Genomic DNA, 17,916 nt, shown 5'->3' with positions numbered 1-17,916 from the left:
AGGGGACGGCGTAGATTTCCGACAGCGGTCAAATCCAGGAGCCTCTTGATGAAATCACCTGCCCCCCGTGGCGCCCTCGCCGCCCTGTCACTGTCCATGTTGCTGGCGTCTTTGGGCACCAGCATCGCCAACGTCGGCCTGCCAAGCCTGGTACAGGCGTTTGACGCATCCTTTCAGGCGGCGCAGTGGGTGGTGCTTGCGTACTTGCTGGCGATCACCGCCGTGATCGTCAGCGTCGGGCGACTGGGCGACCTGATGGGCCGCAGCCGCTTGCTACTGGCGGGGTTACTGCTCTTCACCGTGGCCTCGGCCTTGTGCGGCATGGCCCCGTCCCTCGGGCTGTTGATTGCTGCCCGCGCCCTGCAAGGCCTGGGCGCGGCGATCATGATGGCGATGACCATGGCGCTGGTGGGTGAGACCGTCGCTCAGGAGCGTACCGGCCGTGCCATGGGTTTGCTGGGCACGATGTCGGCCATGGGCACCGCGCTGGGGCCAAGCCTTGGCGGGATGTTGATCGCCGGGTTTGGCTGGCGCGTGCTGTTCTTCATCACCGTGCCGCTGGGGTTGCTGACCTTTGCCCTCGCCCGGCGTTATCTGCGCGTCGACCGCCGCGAGCGACAGCCTGCTCAATCCAGGTTCAGTTTCCTGTCGACGCTACGGGATTCGACCCTGAGCGCCGGCCTGGCCATGAGCGCGCTGGTATCGGCGGTGATGATGGCGACACTCGTCGTCGGGCCGTTCTACCTGACCCACGGTGCGGGTCTCGACCCCGCCTGGATGGGCCTGACCATGGCAGTCGGGCCCTGCGTTTCCGCATTGATGGGCGTACCTGCGGGGCGTTTGACCGACCGTTTCGGCAGCGGGCCGATGACGATTGTCGGGCTACTGGCGATGCTGACCGGCTGCCTGTTGCTCGCACTGACGCCACCGAACCTCGGCATTGCCGGGTACATCGGCCCGCTGATTATCCTCACCCTCGGCTACGCCCAGTTTCAGGCCGCCAACAACACCGCAGTGATGAGCGACGTAAAGGCGGACCGCCGTGGCGTGGTCGCCGGCTTGCTCAACCTGTCGCGCAATGTGGGGCTGATCGCGGGCGCCTCGGCATTGGGTGCGGTCTTTGCGCACGTTTCAGGTGACCTCTCCACGGCCACTCCCGCCGACGTGGGAAGTGCGATGCAAGCCACGTTCGGCGTGGCATTGGCACTGATTGGTGTAGGTCTTTTCCTGGCCCTACGCGCCCGGTTCCGCGTGACGCCTGTCTTGACAAGGTAAAATCGTAACGACTATTGTCTGACAACCTGATTACCAAGGTTTTGCCATGCTTGAGCTCCAGCGCCCTGATTCGCTCGTTATGCGCGTTGTCAGCGCCATTCGTGCAGAAATCGACTCCGGCCAACTGGCGCCCGAAGCACGCCTGCCCACCGAACAGCAACTGGCTGAACAGCTCAATGTCAGCCGCTCGGTGGTGCGCGAAGCGATTGCCCAGCTCAAGGCCGACGGCGTACTGACTGCGCGGCGTGGCCTGGGCTCATTTATTTCCCAGACCCCGGCCGGTACCGTGTTCCGCTTTCCGGAAAAAAACGGCCGCCGCCCGGACCTCGCGCAAATGTTCGAAGTACGCCTGTGGATCGAAACCCAGGCCGCCTCGATTGCCGCCCAGCGCCGTGATGCCGCTGACCTGCACCGCATGAAAACCGCCCTGCAGGAAATGCACGACAAACGCGCCGACTTTGAAGCCGCCGCCCTGGCCGATGTGGAATTCCATCGCGCCATCGCCGAAGCCAGCAAGAACGACTATTTCGTGGCCTTCCATGACTTCCTCCGAAGCCAACTGGCCAGTGCGCGCAAGACCGCCTGGGAAAACTCTGCCACCCGCTTTGTCAGCGGTTCGGCCGACGCCACCCAGGAACACACCGCGCTGTACCAGGCCATCGTCGACGGCGACGCCCAAAGCGCCGCAGCCTGTGCCGAGGCCCACTTGCGCGCGGCAGCACGGCGTTTGCACCTGGAATTGCCCGCCATCAATTAAACGATCCAAACCCTTTTGAAGCGTGCCGTCGGGCACGCCGTTTTTTTAACAAAACCATTAGTCTGACAACCTGATAAGCAGACTGAAATGCGTAGGTACCTAAAACAATGATTTATGACTTTTGCATCATCGGCGGCGGCATCGTCGGCCTGGCCACCGCGATGGAGTTGCTCAAGCGCCAGCCGAACGCTTCCCTGGTAATCCTGGAAAAGGAAAGCCTGCTGGCCAAGCACCAGACCGGCCATAACAGCGGCGTGATCCATGCCGGCATCTACTACGCGCCGGGCAGCCTCAAGGCCGACTTGTGCAAACGGGGCGCCGAAGCCACCAAGCAGTTCTGCACCGAGCACGGGATCAAGTTCGAGGTGTGCGGCAAGTTGCTGGTGGCCTCGACCCCGCTGGAAGTGCAGCGAATGGAAGCCCTGTACGCCCGCTCGCAGCTCAACGGCATGAAGGTCGAACGCCTGGACGCCGACCAGTTGCGCCAGCGCGAACCAAACATCGTCGGGCTGGGCGGGTTGTTTCTCGACGCCACCGGCATCGTCGATTACCGCGAAGTCTGCGAAACCATGGCCCGGGTGATTCGCCGCGCCGGCGGGGAAATCTGCCTGGAGCGCACCGTGACCTCCATCGTCGAAGACACCGACAAAGTCACCGTCAGCACCCGAGGTGAAAGCTGGCAGGCCAAGCACCTGGTGGTGTGTGCAGGTTTGCAATCGGACCGTCTGGCGGTAATGGCCGGGGTCAAGATCGACCACCAGATCATCCCGTTTCGCGGCGAATACTTCCGCCTGCCGGAATCGAAGAACAACATCGTCAACCACCTGATCTATCCGATTCCAGACCCGGAGCTGCCCTTCCTCGGCGTGCACCTGACCCGCATGATCGACGGCAGCGTCACGGTCGGCCCGAATGCGGTACTGGGCCTTGGCCGCGAGAACTACCGCAAGTTCTCAATCAACTGGCGCGATGTGGCGCAGTACGCGAGCTTCCCCGGCTTCTGGAAAACCCTCTGGCAGAACCTCGGTTCAGGCAGCGTCGAGATGAAGAACTCGCTGTTCAAGTCCGGCTACCTGGAGCAATGCCGCAAGTACTGTCCGTCGCTGAACATCGAAGACCTGTTGCCCTACGAAGCCGGCATCCGCGCCCAGGCCGTGATGCGCGACGGCACCCTGGTGCACGACTTCCTGTTCGCCCAGACCCCGCGAATGCTCCACGTGTGCAACGCGCCCTCACCCGCTGCCACCTCCGCAATCCCTATCGGCGCGATGATCGCCGACCGCATGTTCAAGCCCGACTGACACCCTGCATCACGCGTCACTTTGACAATAAATATAATGACTCATAAGGAAGTACAGAATGACGGCAACAGCCCGCACCCCGGACGTTGAAACCCCCGAACAAACCCAGAAACGCCTGCGCAAAGTCGCGGCCGCGACGATCTTCGGCTCGATGCTGGAGTGGTATGACTTTTACCTGTACGCCACCATGGCGGCGATTGTGTTCTCGAAGATCTTCTTCGATAACAGCGACCCGAAGGCCGCCACGCTGATGGCGTTTTCTACCTTTGCCATCGGCTTCATCGCCCGCCCGTTCGGCGGCATTCTGTTTGGCTACCTGGGCGACAAGTTCGGGCGTAAACAAGTGCTGGTGCTGACCTTCTGCATGATGGGCGTGTGCACCACGCTGATCGGCCTGATCCCCAGCTACGCCTCCATTGGCATCTGGGCGCCGATCGTGCTGGTGTTTATCCGCATCATCCAGGGCCTGGGCGCCGGTGCCGAATTGTCTGGAGCGGCAGTCACCTCCTACGAGCATGCCTCGGAAGGCAAGCGCGGCAGCCAGGGTGCATGGCCGGCGTTGGGGCTGAACCTGGGTTTGCTGCTGTCGTCGCTGACCGTGTACCTGCTGACCATCAACGGCAACGAATTCCTGCTGGCCGGCGGCTGGCGGATTCCGTTCATTTGCAGCATCGCGCTGGTGGGTGTGGGCCTGTGGGTGCGCAACAGCATCCCGGAAACCCCGGAATTCAAGGAACTGAGCAAGGAAACCGCGAAGGCCAAGGCCTCGCCGCTCAAGGCGCTATTCAAGAATGACCTCAAGGGTTTGGCGGTGGTGTTCTTCGTGGCGATTGGCTACAACGCCCTGAGCTACATCTTCAAGACCTTTTCCCTGGCGTACCTGACCCAGTTCAAGGGCGTAGATGTGCACGTGACGTCGCTGTCGGTGACTATCGCCAGCCTGATCGCCATCGTCGCCGTGCCGTGCTTCGGCTGGTTGTGCGACAAGTGGAGCAGCAAGACCGTGCTGATGCTCGGCGGCCTGCTGTCGCTGCTGTTTGCCTACCCGTTCCTGGCGCTGCTCAATACCGGTGAGAGCCTGATGATCTACATTGCCATCGGCGTGGCCACCGGCATCCTCGCCCCGATGATGTTCGCGCCCCAGGGTTCGTTCCTGAGCCGGCAGTTTCCGACCCAGACCCGCTCTTCAGGCTTTGGCACCGGGCGCGAAATCGGCACCGCTATCGCAGGTGGCCTCGCGCCATTAGGCGCCTTGTCGATGGTTGCGGCGTCGGCCACCCACTCCACTGATGGCGTTGTGATAATCCTCGCCATCTCATCGCTGCTGGTGGTGGTGTTCGCCCTGTGCGATCAGGGCCGTAAACACTCGGCATTCAAGAACTGAGGCAAAAAGTTCGGACCAACGGGTGCATGGATGCCCCTTCATCGCGCATCATGGGCACTTTCAAGCTCAAGGGAAACGTCCATGCGCGTTCTGTCATTGATGATGGGTCTTACGACGCTGGCCGCCAGTCTGGTGTTTAGCGCCCAGGCGCAGGCGGGTGAAGAAAGCCTGTTGGTCGACTCGATCAATCAATACCGCAGCCAGGTTCAGCGCTGCGGCACTCAGGGTTCCCAGGAATTGCCTCCGCTGGCCAGCGACACGCGTCTGGTGCTGCCGGTCAACAGCGTCGGCGATCTGCAGCAGGCGTTGGCGCGGGCGGCGTACCCGATGGTCAACGTCCAGGCCATCAGCCTGTCGGGGCCCAAGAACGCCGAAGCCGCGATGAAAGCCGTGCGTGAAAGTTTTTGCCGGGTGGTGCTCGACCCGCAATTCATTGATATCGGCGTGAGCAACAGCGGCCAGGACTGGCGTATCGTGCTGGCCCGTCCGCTGTTGACCAGTGGCCTGGGCGAGACCCAGACCGAAGGCAGGAAGGTCCTCGACCTCATCAACGCCGCCCGCCAGCTACCCCACCAGTGTGGCGGCCAGGCCTTTGCCGCCACCACACCCCTGAGCTGGAACGAAGAACTGGCCACCGCCGCCGCCGGCCACGCCCGCAACATGGCCAATGGCAACTTCTTCGATCACCTCGACCACGACGGCCGCACGCCGGGGGACCGGGCTGAACTGGCGGGCTACATCGGCCAGCAGATCGGCGAGAACATCGCCGCCGGCATGGACACCCCGCGCAAAGTGGTCGACGGCTGGCTCGCCAGCCCCGGGCATTGCGCCAACCTGATGAACCCACAGTTCCGCGAGATGGGCGCCGCCTATGCCATGGACCCGAAAAGTGATGCCGGCATCTACTGGACGGGCTTGTTTGGGGTGCAGCAATAACGGTTTGTATCCCAACGTATCGTTGCGCCGAGGCGACACACTACGAAGCGCGCAGCCACTGGCGATGACACATTGCGGATACGCCAGCACGGTTTCCTGTGCACACCGGCCCCCCCGGGCCACTCACAAGGAAACCGTCATGTCCCAGAACAGCACCGTGCTCTACACCGGCAAAACCCACACCACTGGCGGCCGTGAAGGCGCGTCCCATAGCGATGACCTGCAACTGGACATCAAGCTGTCGCCGCCCGGTTCCAAGACGGCTGGCACCAACCCCGAGCAACTGTTTGGCGCCGGCTGGTCCGCCTGCTTTATCGGCGCAATGGGCAAAGCTGCACAAACCCTGCAAATCCGCCTGCCGGCCGACACTGCGGTGAGCGCCGAAGTGGACCTGGTGAACAGCCCGGAAAACGGCTATTACCTGCAAGCGCGCCTGCGGGTCAGCCTGCCGGGTATTGAACATTCGACCGCCCAGGCACTGGTAGACCTTGCCCACCAGACGTGCCCGTACTCCAAGGCCACTCGCGGCAATATCGAGGTTGCGATCAGCGTGGTCTGAAGGCGGTTTGGCGGGTCATTGTCCAGCGCAGGCATTAAAGTGCCATCTAGTGGATAATCCCGCTGAACTGGCTGGGTCCAGGGGTGTCTGTTGCTTGGCATCCCTGCTCAGCAAACCGTGGCAAAGAAGGCGTTCACCGAATGACAAACTGGCTGCAAGGCGGCGGCGAAATGGCCGAACGGGTCCGGCATCACGATTGGGCCAATACCCCACTGGGGCCGCTGGACCAATGGCCAGACGTATTGAAGACCACCGTCGCGCTATGCCTTGCCTCCAGTTTTCCCCAGGCGATCGTCTGGGGGCCTTCGCTGATCACGCTGTACAACGATGGGTTTATCCCGATCCTTGGCGACAAACCCGATGCCCTCGGGCGGCCTTTCAGCCACATCTGGCAGGAAGCCTGGCCCCAAATCAGTCCGTTTGCCGACGCAGCCTTCGCCGGTAAAGCCACTTTTATCGAAAATTACCCGTTGACGATCGAACGGGGCGGCGCGCCGGAGCAGGCGTACTTCACCTTCTGCTACAGCCCGATCCGCGACGTGCAGGGCAAGGTGGTCGGCATGCTCGACACCGTCACCGAAACCACCGCCACCGTTGTCCTGTCGCGACGATTGACCGAGTTGAATGCGAGCCTGGAGCAGCGTGTCAACGAAAGAACTGCCCTGCTGACCCAGACCGAAGCCGCATTACGCCAATCGCAAAAGCTCGAAGCCATCGGCCAGTTGACCGGAGGCGTGGCCCATGACTTCAACAACCTGCTGACCATCATTCGTTCATCCGTCGATTTCCTGCGCCTGCCGAGCCTGTCTGAAGAACGTCGCCAGCGCTACATGAGCGCCGTCACCGACACCGTGGAACGGGCCGGGAAATTGACCAGCCAGTTGCTCGCGTTCGCCCGCCGCCAGCCGCTCAACCCGGAAGTGTTCGATGCGGCCCAGCGGGTCAAGAACATCGGCGAGATGCTCGAGACGGTCACTGGCGCACGGATTCAGGTGCGCGTCGAAATGCCGGGGCAGCCGTGCTACATCCGCGCCGACTCCAGCCAGTTTGAAACCGCACTGATCAATATCGCCCTCAACGCCCGGGACGCCATGAACGGCCAGGGCACCCTGACCCTGCGCCTGGATGCCGAGCAGACACTGCCGAGCATCCGCGGTGACGCCGGCTCACGGCAGGCGTTTATTGCGATCTCCCTCACTGACACCGGCAGCGGGATTCCCGGTGAGACGTTCGAGCGCATCTTCGAACCGTTTTTCACCACCAAGGAAGTCGGCAAGGGCACCGGCCTTGGGCTGTCCCAGGTGTTCGGCTTCGCCAAGCAGTCAGGCGGCAACGTCGATGTGGCCAGCGAGGTCGGCCAAGGCACGGTGTTTACCCTGTACCTGCCGCAAGTGGTGCCCGAAGAGGGCTTCGAGCGCTGCGCCCCCGAGCGGTGTGGCCTGATCGCGGACTGCGCCCAGCGCCATATTCTGGTGGTGGAAGACAACCTGGAAGTGGGCCGCTTTGCCAATCAGATCCTCCAGGACCTGGGCTACCAGACCACCTGGGCTACCAATGCCGAACAGGCCCTGGAGCTGGCCGGTACAGAGGTAAAGGGCTTCGATGCGGTGTTTTCCGATGTGGTGATGCCCGGCATCACCGGCGTGGCGCTGGCCAGGGAACTGCGGCGGCGCAGGCCTGGCTTGCCGGTGGTGCTGACCTCGGGCTACAGCGAGGAGCTGGCAGAAAGCGGCTACGAAGGCCTGGCCTTCCTGCCCAAGCCCTACTCCGCCGACCAGGTCTCACAGGTATTGGCCAAGGCATTGCTCAAAGGCTGAGCCCTATTCGGCCACGGCCACCTGGTTACGCCCGAGGGCCTTGGCGCGGTACAGCGCCTTGTCTGCGGTGTTCATCAAGCCGTGCAGGTCCTGGTCCACCGCCCGGGCCCAGGCCACGCCGAGGCTCGCGGTCAACCCATGGACCGGCTCGCTGGCCAGCCCTGCGATGGCCTTGATCAACTGTTCGGCGATGTGCCGCCCGGTCTCCAGCGACGTATCCGGCAGCAGCACCGCAAACTCCTCGCCCCCCAGCCGTCCGTAGACATCGGCCTGGCGAAACGACGCGCTGATCACCCCGCCGATCTGCCGCAGCACCTGGTCCCCGGCCTGGTGGCCGTAGGTGTCATTGATGTTTTTGAAGTGGTCCATGTCCATCATCAGCGCGCACAACGGCTGCTGGTTATGCCGGCACTGTTCGTAGAGCAACTGCGCATGCTCGAAGAACGCCCGGCGGTTCATCAGCCCGGTAAGCTCGTCGGTTTGTGCGGCGCGGGTGGAGATATTGTGGGCACGTTCCATTTGCCGAGTCAGTCGAAAGGCTTTCTCCAAAGCATCCGACAACTTGCGCGTGGCGCCGCCAACAAACGAAGAGAACACCAGCACCGCCAGCGCCATGCCGACTTGCATCGAGGACGGTTGAAACAGCAGCCACAGGGTGCATGGCAGCAGAACCAGGCCCATAGAGACCAGGGTCATGTAGCGATAGGCCGAATAACAAGAAACGGCGCTGACCGACATGCCCACGGTGAACAACATCACCAGGGCCTGGGAGAGTCGGTCGTCGGTGGGCATCAGCGCGAGTGCACCGATCCCCCAGACCCCGGCTGACAACATCAGCGTCACCCAGTAACGCCGCTCCCAGCGTGCGGGGGTGCGATCACTGTTGGGGCAGCGAAACCAGGCCATGAACATCGACACTCGCAGCAGCGACGTGCCCGCCAGCACCACCAGCCAGACCAGCATTACCGAGTGATCAAAACGTTCCCAGCACAGCCAGCAGAGCATTGCGGCGGCCATATAACTGCCGAACACCGCAGAAAATGATTGGCGAAACAGCTGGTGCAATCGATCTGTTCGTACCTGCTCCTCGATGAAGCAATCCTGGTCCTGCCCACGCCCAAGGCCATTCATTTGGTCCGCCTGATCTTACTGCCGCGACAAAGTGCCATTGTGGCATCCTGCCAGTAGCCCTAACAACTGAATCAAGCGTGCTAGAGCGCCGAAAGCAGGATAAATATAGGTGAACACCTTCTCTCTCGCTCCAAGGACCAGAGCCCATCCATGAATACTCGCCCGATAACCACCTCACGCCTGATTCTCAGGGCCCCGACGGTCGACGATGCGGCCAGTGTATTCGCCATTTATGGCGATCCCGAGACCAACCGCTACAACCCGGCGGGCCCCTTGACCGACCTGGGTCAAGCCGAGGCCGCCCTGGCTCGCTGGCTGAAGCACTGGGCAGAACATGGCTTCGGCCAATGGGCGATTGCGACCCGGGAGGCGCCGGAGTGTGTGATCGGTTTCGGCGGCATCACGTTGTACAAGTACAACGACGTTGAGCGAATCAACCTGGGCTACCGCTTCGCGGTCAGCGCCTGGGGCCAAGGCTACGCGACGGAGCTTGCCAGGGCAGCGTTGCAGTTTGGCTTTGTCGAACTGGACCAGCCGCAGGTGTACGGCGTGGTGCGTCCGGCCCATACAGCCTCGATCAAGGTGCTGGAGAAAATCGGTATGCGGCCCATCGATGAGCTGGACGATGTGCCCGGGCAGGCGCCGAGCCTGGTGTTCGTGGCCACGCGCGCGGATTAATCCAGCGGCGGAATGACCCCGTCAGCCAGGGTTTTAAGCAACCGTGCGCGCCGCAGCTCAAGGTCGGCAATCTGCCGCTCGATCGAGGCCAGTCGTTCCCGCTGGGCAGCGGACGTCTGCGAACACGCGGCAGCCCCTTCGATCATGCGCATGCAGTCAGGGAAACTGCGGATCTCGGCCAGGCTGAAGCCCGTCGCGATCATCCGCTGGATCTGCCGGACCTGCGCCACGGCCGCAGCGGGAAACGTGCGATAGCCATTACTGGCACGGCTGGACGTGAGCAAACCATGCTCATCGTAATGGCGGATCGAACGCACACTCGCGCCGCTCTGCCGCGCAAGTTCGCCGATGCTCAAGGCGCTGGAGGCTTGGGTATTTTTCATCGAAAAAACATAACACGATTTTCCCCCTTGACCCTCACACCAGTGTGAGGGCTGACGCTAGGGCACCTACCCTGAACCGGAGCACCGTTCATGCCCTTTCGTACCCTCACCCGTCGCCTGTGCGCACTGTTGCTGGCAGGCGTGCTGCTTGCCGTATCCGCGGCCGCCCTTGCCCAGACCAACACCTATACCGTTACCGCGCCGGACGGCGTCACCCTGACGGTCCAGGAATCAGGAAACCCCGACGGCCCCACCCTGCTCTTCATTCACGGCTTGCTGGGCAGTCACTTGAACTGGGAAGCGCAGGTAAACAGCCCGCAACTACAACGTTTTCGCATGATCACCTACGACCTGCGCGGCCATGGCCTTTCGAGCAAACCCACCGAAGACGCGGCCTACATCGAAGGCCGTCGCTGGGCGGATGATCTCAATGCGGTGATAACCGCCTCCCATGCCGACAAACCCTTACTGGTCGGCTGGTCGCTGGGCGGCGCAGTGATTTCCAACTACCTGTCCCGGTACGGCGATAGCCAGATTGCGGGCGCGGTGTATGTCGACGGCGTCATTGAGCTTAAGGCGGACCAAATCGTGGCGCATCCCGAGGTGTACCGCGACTTGAACTCGCCAAACCTGAAGACTCATCTGGACACCGTGCGCGAGTTCCTGGCCCTGTGTTTTCACACCCAACCCGACAGCCGCACATTCGAACGCCTGCTGGCCAACGCAGCCATGGCTTCCTGGGACATGCAGCGCGCCGTGCAATCCATGACGGTCGACGCCGCCAAAGGCCTGGGCGGCGCGAAAGTGCCGGTGTTGCTGCTGTATGGCGCCCGCGATGCCCTGGTCCAGGCGGGGCCGGCCATCGCCCGGGCGAAACAGCTCAATCCACAGGTGCACAGTAGGTTGTATGCAAACGCCGGCCATGCACCGTTCGCCGAAGAGCCCGACCGATTCAATCACGACCTGGCAGGTTTCTTCGACGCGCTCCAGGCCAACGCCAATCATTAACCTGCCTTGTATCGCAGTGTGTCCAAACCACTCTGCGATACAAAAGCTTTAACCCAAGGGTTTTCCCGAAACAGGCGGGATACACAACTGCGTTCAACTGTGAGCCAGGCACATCACCCGCCGCTGGAGACTCACCATGCACACACAGTTGAACACCCCGCCCGGTTTCAAACCCCGCCGCCTGATGGGCGCGTCGTTGCTGGCCTTTGCGCTGTTGCAGTTCGGTGCCGTCGGCGTAGCCAGTGCACAGGACACACAAGCACCTGCGGTTGCCAGCGCAAGTGCCCACACCGCGCTTGGCCCGTTGAAGCATGTAAAGGCCGGCTTGCTGGATGTGGCCTACGCCGAAGTCGGCCCGGCCGATGGACCGGTGGTGATCCTGCTGCATGGCTGGCCCTACGACATTGACAGCTACTCCGAAGTAGCGCCGCTGCTGGCCGCCCAGGGCTACCGGGTGTTGGTGCCTTACGCCCGCGGCTATGGCGACACACATTTCCTGTCGGCGAAGACCCTGCGCAACGGCCAGCCGGCCGCACTCGCGGTCGATCTGATCGACTTCATGGATGCACTGAAAATCAAACACGCGGTGCTCGGCGGCTACGACTGGGGCGCACGCACCGCCGACATCGTCTCCGCGCTGTGGCCGGAGCGGGTCAAGGCGCTGGTGTCGGTCAGCGGCTACCTGATCGGCAACCAGGCTGCCGGCAAGAACCCGCTACCGCCCAAGGCCGAGCTGCAATGGTGGTACCAGTTCTACTTCGCCACCGACCGCGGCGCCGCCGGCTATGCAAAAAACACCCACGACTTCGCCAAGCTGATCTGGCAGATCGCCTCGCCGAAATGGGCGTTTGACGACGCCACCTTCGACCGCAGCGCCAAAGGCCTGGACAACCCCGACCATGTCGCCGTGTCGATCTTCAACTACCGCTGGCGCCTCGGGCTGGTGCAGGGCGAAAAGAAATACGCAGCGCTGGAGCAAAAACTCGCCACTGCCCCGTCCATCGGCGTACCCACCATCACCCTGGAAGGCGACGCCAACGGCGCACCGCATCCGGCAGCGGAAGACTACGCCAAGCGCTTTACCGGCAAATACGAGTACCGGTTGATCAGCGGCGGCATCGGCCACAACCTGCCGCAGGAAGCACCGCAAGCTTTTGCCAAGGCTGTAATTGATGCGGATCACCTGTGATGAAGCGCCTGCATCTTGCTGCACTCGTCGCTGCAACCGCCGCCGTGGTGGCCACGGCGACCGGGTTCGCCTTTGGCGGCTCTACCACCAGCGAGCCATCGCCGATCTACGGCGTGACGATTCCCGACGGCTACCGCCAATGGGAACTTGTCGCGCCGGCCCAGGAAGCCGACCCGTTGAATGAACTGCGCGTGGTACTGGGCAACAAGGTCGCGCTCAAGGCCTACCGCGACGGTACGCTGCCCTTCCCCGACGGCACCGTGCTGGCCAAGCTGGCGTGGAAACATGTGCAGTCGCCCGAGTTCAAGACCGCGTCGATTCCCGGCGCGGCCACCACCGTGCAGTTCATGGTCAAGGATTCGAAGAAATACGCAGCGACGGGAGGCTGGGGTTTTGGGCGGTTCATCAATGGCAAACCGGTGGACCAGGCGCAGCATGAGACGTGCTTTGCCTGCCATCAGGCGCTGGTGAAGAACCATGATTATGTGTTCACCCGGCTGGCGCCTTAGCGCAATAGCCCTCTCCCACAACAAACGCCGCGGCAACCGGACATCCCGTAGCAGCTGTCGAGCCCGAGCGAGGCTGCGTCGGCGGTGTGTCAGATACACCGCAAACGCAGCCTCGCTCGGGCTCGACAGCTGCTACGTTGTGTGGGGTGTTATCAGGCCGGCACGCCCAGGATGATATGGGACGCCTTGATCACCGCCGTGGCACTCACGCCCGGCTTCAAACCCAGCTCGGTTACCGCATCGCGGGTCACGATGGAAAACACCTTCGAACCGCCCGCCAATTCGATTACCACCTCAGCATTCACCGCGCCGTCATTCACGCTCAGCACCTTGCCTTCCAGGCAGTTGCGGGCCGACAGGCGGATGTCGCTGGATTCAGTCATCAGCATCACCCACGGCGCCTTGATCAGCGCGACCGCTTCCTTGCCTACGGCAATGCCCAGGTTGCGGATGCTTTCCATGGTCACCACCGCCACCAACTGTTCGCCGCCGGGCAGGGTCAACACCACTTCAGCGTTGACCGCGCCGTCCTGGACCTGGCTGACCTGGCCTTTGAATACGTTGCGTGCACTGATTTTCATGGGAACGGCCCTTTTCTTGACTTATAGGTTAGGAATTGCCGCGCATGATCAAACGTAGCGTTGTGTAAAAACAACTATAGCGCCCTGCTCTGCCGGAAATCCCGCGCAAAAAAAAAGGCCGTCCAATGGGCGGCCTTCGGGTGGAGCGTTTACCGAAGACTCATTAAAACAGCGCGTAGGTGTAGTTGAAGATCAGGCGGGTTTGATCCTGGTCGGCAGTACCGGTGTTGTGGCCGTGGTAGCTACCGGTACGGAAGGTGGTACCGAAGCCTTTCAGCGGGCCTTCCTGCACGACGTAATCAAGACGGAAATCGGTTTCGCGTTCCGACTGATCGCTGCCACCGGCAACCTTGGCCTTGATGTCGCTGCCGTTGAGGTAAGCAATGGACGCTTTCAGGCCAGGCACCAGGGTTCTGAAGTCATACAGATACTGGCCGAAATTGACTTGCTCGCCCGCGCGGGAGAACTGCCCAACCACTGCGTCCGTAAACAGGTAGAAGTCGGAGCCCGCCGCGCCTTGTGCGGTCGGGTCGGCGATGCTGCCCTGGTTGACCCAGACGAAGCCGCCGTCATCGCTCACGCCAATGTGGCCGAGCATCAACTGACTGCCGCCCAACTGGTACGTGAATGCAGCACTGTAGGTTTTGTTGTCGACTTCACCAGCGTGCTTGGCATAGCCGCCGTTGTTGTTGAACGCATAGCCGGCCGAACCGTTTTTACCGTCGCTGGTGCTGTCGAAATAGCGCAGGTCGGTTTTGAACGATTGGTCATTGCCCAGCGGCAGTACGTGCACCAGGCCGAAATAGTTCTGTTTGTAGAAGTCTTCCAGGTTGGCGTAGTAGTACTGCAACGTCAGGTTTTTAGCGATGACGTTGTCAGAAGAACCAAACGGCTGGTAGTCAACGCCGCCAAAACGGAAGCTGTCGCTGTCGCGAGTGGCACCGGCAACGCTCAAGCCTGTGGAGTTACTCGATGCACGACCTTCAGCCTTGTTCAGCTCGCCACCGGTGAAGGTGACGTTAGGGATGTCCTTGGAGGTCAGGATACCGCCGTCGAACGTTTGCGGCGCTGCGCGGCTATCGTTGGACACCAGGATCGGCAGGATCGGCGCCAAACCACCGCCCACGTGCAATTCAGTCTGGGAAATACGGAATTTAACGTTGCCGGCTGCACGACCGAAGCTGTCAGCAGGCTCGGTGCCGTTGTTCTTCACCGGGAAGAAGCTGTTGCCGTTACCCGACAGGCCATTGCCCGCTGCGTGGCCATCGCCACCGTCGAGACGCAAGGCGCCGAACGCCATCACGTCAAAACCTACCCCGATGGTGCCTTGGGTGTAGCCGGATTTGTAGTCGAAACGCAGTACTTGAGCCGCTTCACGCAGGTCGTTCGCGGTGCCGGAGTGAACGTCGGCGTTGTAGTACATGGTGCGCGAACTGATCGACGAGTGGCTGTCTTCGAGGAAGCCGCTATGGCCGTCACCCGTGCCGAGTGAACCAAGACCAAAACCATCTGCGCTGGCTTGTTGTGCAAGGACAGCCGCCGTGATGGCCAACGCTAATGTAGAGAGTTTCATTTACTGCGCCCCTGTGAACATTATTTTTTTACTGTCCTTCGAGCGAATACCGTTGCGGCCCTGCAAACGCTGCGGATTGTGGCATGGGGTCTATGGCGCAGATTGTGAAATCTTTGTCATGTTGGAATGAAAAAACCGTCATGAAAAGGCCGTAAAAGCCGGCCTTTTCCGAGGGTTGAATGCCGTTGAGTTGTATGACGACCGCTAACGTGCGGTGTGCTGATCAGGCTGGAGTCGGTGGCGAAAATGCGAGAAATGGTAGGCAACCGCCAGCCACATAAACCAGGCAGGCATCACGCAAAGGGCCAGGCGGGTATCTGGGCGAAGTGCCAGTAAGCAAAGTACGAACGCCAGGAAGCCAAGTGAAACCCACGCCAACGGCACGCCACCGGGCATTTTGTAGATGGATTTTTCATGTAGCTCCGGGCACTTTTTCCGATAGGCGATGTAGGACGCCAGGATAGTCGACCAGGTAAAGATCACCAGGATCGCCGAAACGGTGGAAACGATGGTAAAGGCCGTCATCACTTCCGGGACTATAAACAGCAGCAGCAAGCCAAGCAGCATCAGGAAGGTGGTAAACGCCAGGCTGATAAACGGCACGCTGCTTTTTGATAGCCGTCGGAATATCCCCGGTGCGTCCCCCAGATCCGCCAAACCAAACAACATGCGACTGGCCGAAAACACCCCACTGTTGGCCGACGAAGCCGCTGACGTCAGCACGACAAAATTCACAATCCCCGCGGCGGCAGGAAAGCCGGCCACCAGGAACAGCTCGACAAACGGGCTCTTGCTGGGGGACACCTGCTCCCAGGACGTCACTGCGATGATGCACGCCAGGGCCAGCACATAGAACAGGATGATCCGCAGCGGAATCGAGTTGATCGCCTTGGGCAGCGTCTTCTCCGGCGAGCGGGTTTCCGCCGCCGCCGTGCCAATCAACTCAGTGCCGGCAAACGAAAAGATCGCCATCTGGAATCCGGCAAAGAACCCGAACAAGCCATTGGGAAACGCCGCCTGCTTATCCAGCAAATGGTTGAGGGAAGCCGTGACACCGGTGGGTGACACAAACGAGCTGGCGATCAGCACCACGCTCACGCTGATCAAGGTCACCACGGCGATGATCTTGATGATCGCAAACCAGAATTCCACCTCGCCGAATAACCTCACCGTCAGCACATTCAAGGCAAACAGGGTCAGCAACATCGCTATCGCCGGGATCCAGGCCGGCACGTCCGGGAACCAATACTGGAAAAAGCCCCCGACCACCACCGCATCCCCCACCACCGCTACGCTCCAGCTCAGCCAATACGACCAGCCGAGAAAAAACGCCGCACGCGGCCCCAGGTAGGCACCGGCAAAGTCGGCGAAGCTTTTGAAGTTGAGGTTGGATAACAGCAGCTCGCCCATGGCGCGCATCACAAAATACACAAACAGCCCGATGATCATGTAGATCAGGATGATCGAGGTGCCGGACAGCGCGATGATCTTGCCCGAGCCCATGAACAGGCCAGTGCCAATCGCACCGCCCATGGCCATCAGCTGGATATGCCGGTTGTTGAGGGTGCGTTGCAAAGCGGGCTTTTCAATCAGCCCGGGCGCGGTTGTTTTCATCACAAAACCTCTTGTTATGTTTTTGAGTTTTGGCAGAAAAAAGTCAGGGTTTTTTTATTGTTGAAATGGCATCGGGATCAGGCGTGTTTGTTCTCGAAACCATGCAGCACGTTGACGGCATTGATGCCGATTTCATCGACCATGTAGCCGCCTTCCATCACAAACAGGGTGGGCACGCCGACGCTGGCGATGATCTCGCCAATGCCCAGGAAGTCGCGGCTTTCGAGGAGGAAATGGCTGATGGGATCGTCCTTGAAGGTGTCGACGCCGAGGGAGATCACCAACACTTCCGGCGAGAACTTTCGCAGTTGGATGCACGCGTCGAGCAACGCGTCTCTATAGGTGCTCCAACCGGTGTTTTTTGCCAGCGGGTAGTTGAGGTTGAAGCCCTCGCCTGCCCCTGTGCCGCACTCGGTACTGAAGCCCGAATAGTACGGATACGACACGGACGGTTCGCCATGCAGCGAGACGAACATCACGTCACTACGGTCGTAGAAGATGTTCTGCGTGCCGTTGCCGTGGTGGAAATCCACGTCCAGCACCGCAACACGCTTGGCGCCTTGAGTGATCGCGTGCTGCGCTGCGATGGCCGCGTTATTCAGGTAGCAATAACCGCCCATGTATTCCCGCGCCGCATGGTGGCCCGGTGGACGGCACAAGGCGAAGGCACTGTTGTGGCCTTCATCGATCAACGCCAGGCCGGTGAGCGCGATATCGGCGCTGGTCTTCACCGCTTCCCAGGTGGTACTGGTGATGGGTGAACCGGCATCCATCGCGAAGAAGCCGAGCTTGCCGTCGATGAATTCCGGCACCTGCTCATTGGCCAGGTCACGCACCGGCCACACCAGCGGCAAGGCGTCGTGGGCACGGCCGATGGCGGTCCATTCAGCCCAGGCGGTTTCCAGGAAAGACACGTAGCGTTCACTGTGGGCGTTGACGTAACAGACCCGGTCAAACTTGCGCGGGACGATGATATCGCCCAGGCCCACGTGCTTGACCCGGTCACGCACGGTGTCGGCCCGGCTGGGTTGTTCGAAGGACGGCTTGAGCACGCCATCCTTGAGTTCGGTGCCATGGTGCAAACGATGAGAATCACTAAAAACAGTCAACATGAAAGACATCCACCCGTGAAAGACAGGTGATTATTTTGTTCTGGCTACGGTGGGCTTTCTTTGCTTTTATGTGCGCCGATGCTAGCGTAATCGGGCATTTTTACCCCAA

Annotated in this window: 17 protein-coding genes; 11 read left to right on the top strand and 6 right to left on the bottom strand. The window is 61.1% G+C overall.

The genetic code is table 11. From position 1 onward, the window contains the following. The first annotated feature begins 48 nt into the window (after positions 1-48). From K0H47_RS30560 to K0H47_RS30530, 7 genes are all read left to right on the top strand, one after another. Entirely contained in the window at positions 49-1,275 is a 1,227-nt protein-coding gene (locus tag K0H47_RS30560) for an MFS transporter (protein WP_219274189.1), read from the top strand. A gap of 46 nt (positions 1,276-1,321) precedes the next feature. Continuing rightward, positions 1,322-2,032 carry a FadR/GntR family transcriptional regulator gene (locus K0H47_RS30555; RefSeq protein WP_219274188.1) on the top strand — a complete coding sequence of 237 codons (711 nt, stop codon included), beginning with the start codon at positions 1,322-1,324 and terminating at the stop codon, positions 2,030-2,032. Between the two features lie 107 nt (positions 2,033-2,139). Then, on the top strand, positions 2,140-3,333 hold the full coding sequence (gene lhgO, locus K0H47_RS30550) for an L-2-hydroxyglutarate oxidase (protein ID WP_219274186.1): 1,194 nt from the start codon (positions 2,140-2,142) through the stop codon (positions 3,331-3,333). Positions 3,334-3,391: 58 nt separating this feature from the next. Continuing rightward, positions 3,392-4,717 carry an MFS transporter gene (locus tag K0H47_RS30545; protein WP_201141688.1) on the top strand — a complete coding sequence of 442 codons (1,326 nt, stop codon included), beginning with the start codon at positions 3,392-3,394 and terminating at the stop codon, positions 4,715-4,717. An 81-nt stretch (positions 4,718-4,798) separates the two neighbouring features. Then, entirely contained in the window at positions 4,799-5,653 is an 855-nt protein-coding gene (locus tag K0H47_RS30540) for a CAP domain-containing protein (protein WP_063029755.1), read from the top strand. Between the two features lie 139 nt (positions 5,654-5,792). Next, on the top strand, positions 5,793-6,212 hold the full coding sequence (locus K0H47_RS30535; RefSeq protein ID WP_219274184.1) for an organic hydroperoxide resistance protein: 420 nt from the start codon (positions 5,793-5,795) through the stop codon (positions 6,210-6,212). Positions 6,213-6,352: 140 nt separating this feature from the next. After that, positions 6,353-8,029 carry an ATP-binding protein gene (locus K0H47_RS30530; protein ID WP_177071551.1) on the top strand — a complete coding sequence of 559 codons (1,677 nt, stop codon included), beginning with the start codon at positions 6,353-6,355 and terminating at the stop codon, positions 8,027-8,029. Between the two features lie 3 nt (positions 8,030-8,032). On the opposite strand, the gene K0H47_RS30525 is transcribed toward K0H47_RS30530, so the two are convergent. Next, on the bottom strand, positions 8,033-9,160 hold the full coding sequence (locus K0H47_RS30525) for a GGDEF domain-containing protein (RefSeq protein WP_063029748.1): 1,128 nt from the start codon (positions 9,158-9,160) through the stop codon (positions 8,033-8,035). A gap of 150 nt (positions 9,161-9,310) precedes the next feature. On the opposite strand from K0H47_RS30525, the gene K0H47_RS30520 reads away from it, so the two are divergent. Beyond that, positions 9,311-9,838 (top strand): GNAT family N-acetyltransferase, encoded by a 528-nt coding sequence (locus tag K0H47_RS30520; protein WP_063029746.1) that lies wholly within the window; start codon positions 9,311-9,313, stop codon positions 9,836-9,838. Here K0H47_RS30520 and K0H47_RS30515 read toward each other — a convergent pair. Next, complete coding sequence (locus K0H47_RS30515) at positions 9,835-10,221, bottom strand: MerR family transcriptional regulator (RefSeq protein ID WP_063029744.1); 387 nt, start codon at positions 10,219-10,221, stop codon at positions 9,835-9,837. The genes K0H47_RS30520 and K0H47_RS30515 overlap by 4 nt on opposite strands. A gap of 90 nt (positions 10,222-10,311) precedes the next feature. Here K0H47_RS30515 and K0H47_RS30510 point away from each other — a divergent pair, with 90 nt between their 5' ends. From K0H47_RS30510 to K0H47_RS30500, 3 genes are all read left to right on the top strand, one after another. Next, on the top strand, positions 10,312-11,229 hold the full coding sequence (locus K0H47_RS30510; RefSeq protein WP_093209558.1) for an alpha/beta fold hydrolase: 918 nt from the start codon (positions 10,312-10,314) through the stop codon (positions 11,227-11,229). Between the two features lie 136 nt (positions 11,230-11,365). Continuing rightward, positions 11,366-12,418: an alpha/beta fold hydrolase gene (locus tag K0H47_RS30505; protein ID WP_063029740.1), complete on the top strand. Its 1,053-nt coding sequence runs from the start codon at positions 11,366-11,368 to the stop codon at positions 12,416-12,418. Continuing rightward, positions 12,418-12,927 carry a cytochrome P460 family protein gene (locus tag K0H47_RS30500; RefSeq protein WP_063029738.1) on the top strand — a complete coding sequence of 170 codons (510 nt, stop codon included), beginning with the start codon at positions 12,418-12,420 and terminating at the stop codon, positions 12,925-12,927. Before K0H47_RS30505 ends, K0H47_RS30500 begins: the two co-directional genes overlap by 1 nt. Before the next feature lie 152 nt (positions 12,928-13,079). On the opposite strand, the gene K0H47_RS30495 is transcribed toward K0H47_RS30500, so the two are convergent. The 4 genes from K0H47_RS30495 to K0H47_RS30480 form a co-directional block, all read right to left on the bottom strand. After that, the gene (locus K0H47_RS30495) at positions 13,080-13,508 is read right to left on the bottom strand and encodes a molybdopterin-binding protein (RefSeq protein WP_219274182.1); all 429 of its coding nucleotides are present in this window, start codon (positions 13,506-13,508) and stop codon (positions 13,080-13,082) included. 163 nt (positions 13,509-13,671) lie between these two features. Beyond that, positions 13,672-15,081 (bottom strand): OprD family outer membrane porin, encoded by a 1,410-nt coding sequence (locus K0H47_RS30490; RefSeq protein ID WP_063029734.1) that lies wholly within the window; start codon positions 15,079-15,081, stop codon positions 13,672-13,674. 204 nt (positions 15,082-15,285) lie between these two features. Further along, entirely contained in the window at positions 15,286-16,695 is a 1,410-nt protein-coding gene (locus tag K0H47_RS30485) for an amino acid permease (RefSeq protein WP_219274180.1), read from the bottom strand. A gap of 77 nt (positions 16,696-16,772) precedes the next feature. After that, a complete protein-coding gene (locus tag K0H47_RS30480; protein WP_219274178.1) occupies positions 16,773-17,807 on the bottom strand; it encodes a histone deacetylase family protein in 1,035 nt (344 codons plus the stop codon). Positions 17,808-17,916 lie beyond the last annotated feature (109 nt).

Origin of the sequence: Pseudomonas sp. Xaverov 83, assembly GCF_019352905.1 — a bacterium.
Classification (GTDB): domain Bacteria; phylum Pseudomonadota; class Gammaproteobacteria; order Pseudomonadales; family Pseudomonadaceae; genus Aquipseudomonas; species Aquipseudomonas yamanorum.
Note: the sequence above shows the minus strand (reverse complement) of the source record. Positions and strands in the feature narration are given on the sequence as shown.

Excerpts from the sequence above, each read along its gene's own strand:
- K0H47_RS30560 (WP_219274189.1), top strand. The coding sequence starts at position 49 with ATGAAATCACCTGCCCCCCGTGGCGCCCTCGCCGCCCTGTCACTGTCC.
- K0H47_RS30505 (WP_063029740.1), top strand. The coding sequence starts at position 11,366 with ATGCACACACAGTTGAACACCCCGCCCGGTTTCAAACCCCGCCGCCTG.
- lhgO (WP_219274186.1), top strand. The coding sequence starts at position 2,140 with ATGATTTATGACTTTTGCATCATCGGCGGCGGCATCGTCGGCCTGGCC.
- K0H47_RS30535 (WP_219274184.1), top strand. The coding sequence starts at position 5,793 with ATGTCCCAGAACAGCACCGTGCTCTACACCGGCAAAACCCACACCACT.
- K0H47_RS30485 (WP_219274180.1), bottom strand. The coding sequence starts at position 16,695 with ATGAAAACAACCGCGCCCGGGCTGATTGAAAAGCCCGCTTTGCAACGC.
- K0H47_RS30515 (WP_063029744.1), bottom strand. The coding sequence starts at position 10,221 with ATGAAAAATACCCAAGCCTCCAGCGCCTTGAGCATCGGCGAACTTGCG.
- K0H47_RS30495 (WP_219274182.1), bottom strand. The coding sequence starts at position 13,508 with ATGAAAATCAGTGCACGCAACGTATTCAAAGGCCAGGTCAGCCAGGTC.
- K0H47_RS30530 (WP_177071551.1), top strand. The coding sequence starts at position 6,353 with ATGACAAACTGGCTGCAAGGCGGCGGCGAAATGGCCGAACGGGTCCGG.
- K0H47_RS30500 (WP_063029738.1), top strand. The coding sequence starts at position 12,418 with ATGAAGCGCCTGCATCTTGCTGCACTCGTCGCTGCAACCGCCGCCGTG.
- K0H47_RS30555 (WP_219274188.1), top strand. The coding sequence starts at position 1,322 with ATGCTTGAGCTCCAGCGCCCTGATTCGCTCGTTATGCGCGTTGTCAGC.
- K0H47_RS30480 (WP_219274178.1), bottom strand. The coding sequence starts at position 17,807 with ATGTTGACTGTTTTTAGTGATTCTCATCGTTTGCACCATGGCACCGAA.
- K0H47_RS30490 (WP_063029734.1), bottom strand. The coding sequence starts at position 15,081 with ATGAAACTCTCTACATTAGCGTTGGCCATCACGGCGGCTGTCCTTGCA.
- K0H47_RS30520 (WP_063029746.1), top strand. The coding sequence starts at position 9,311 with ATGAATACTCGCCCGATAACCACCTCACGCCTGATTCTCAGGGCCCCG.
- K0H47_RS30510 (WP_093209558.1), top strand. The coding sequence starts at position 10,312 with ATGCCCTTTCGTACCCTCACCCGTCGCCTGTGCGCACTGTTGCTGGCA.
- K0H47_RS30545 (WP_201141688.1), top strand. The coding sequence starts at position 3,392 with ATGACGGCAACAGCCCGCACCCCGGACGTTGAAACCCCCGAACAAACC.
- K0H47_RS30525 (WP_063029748.1), bottom strand. The coding sequence starts at position 9,160 with ATGAATGGCCTTGGGCGTGGGCAGGACCAGGATTGCTTCATCGAGGAG.
- K0H47_RS30540 (WP_063029755.1), top strand. The coding sequence starts at position 4,799 with ATGCGCGTTCTGTCATTGATGATGGGTCTTACGACGCTGGCCGCCAGT.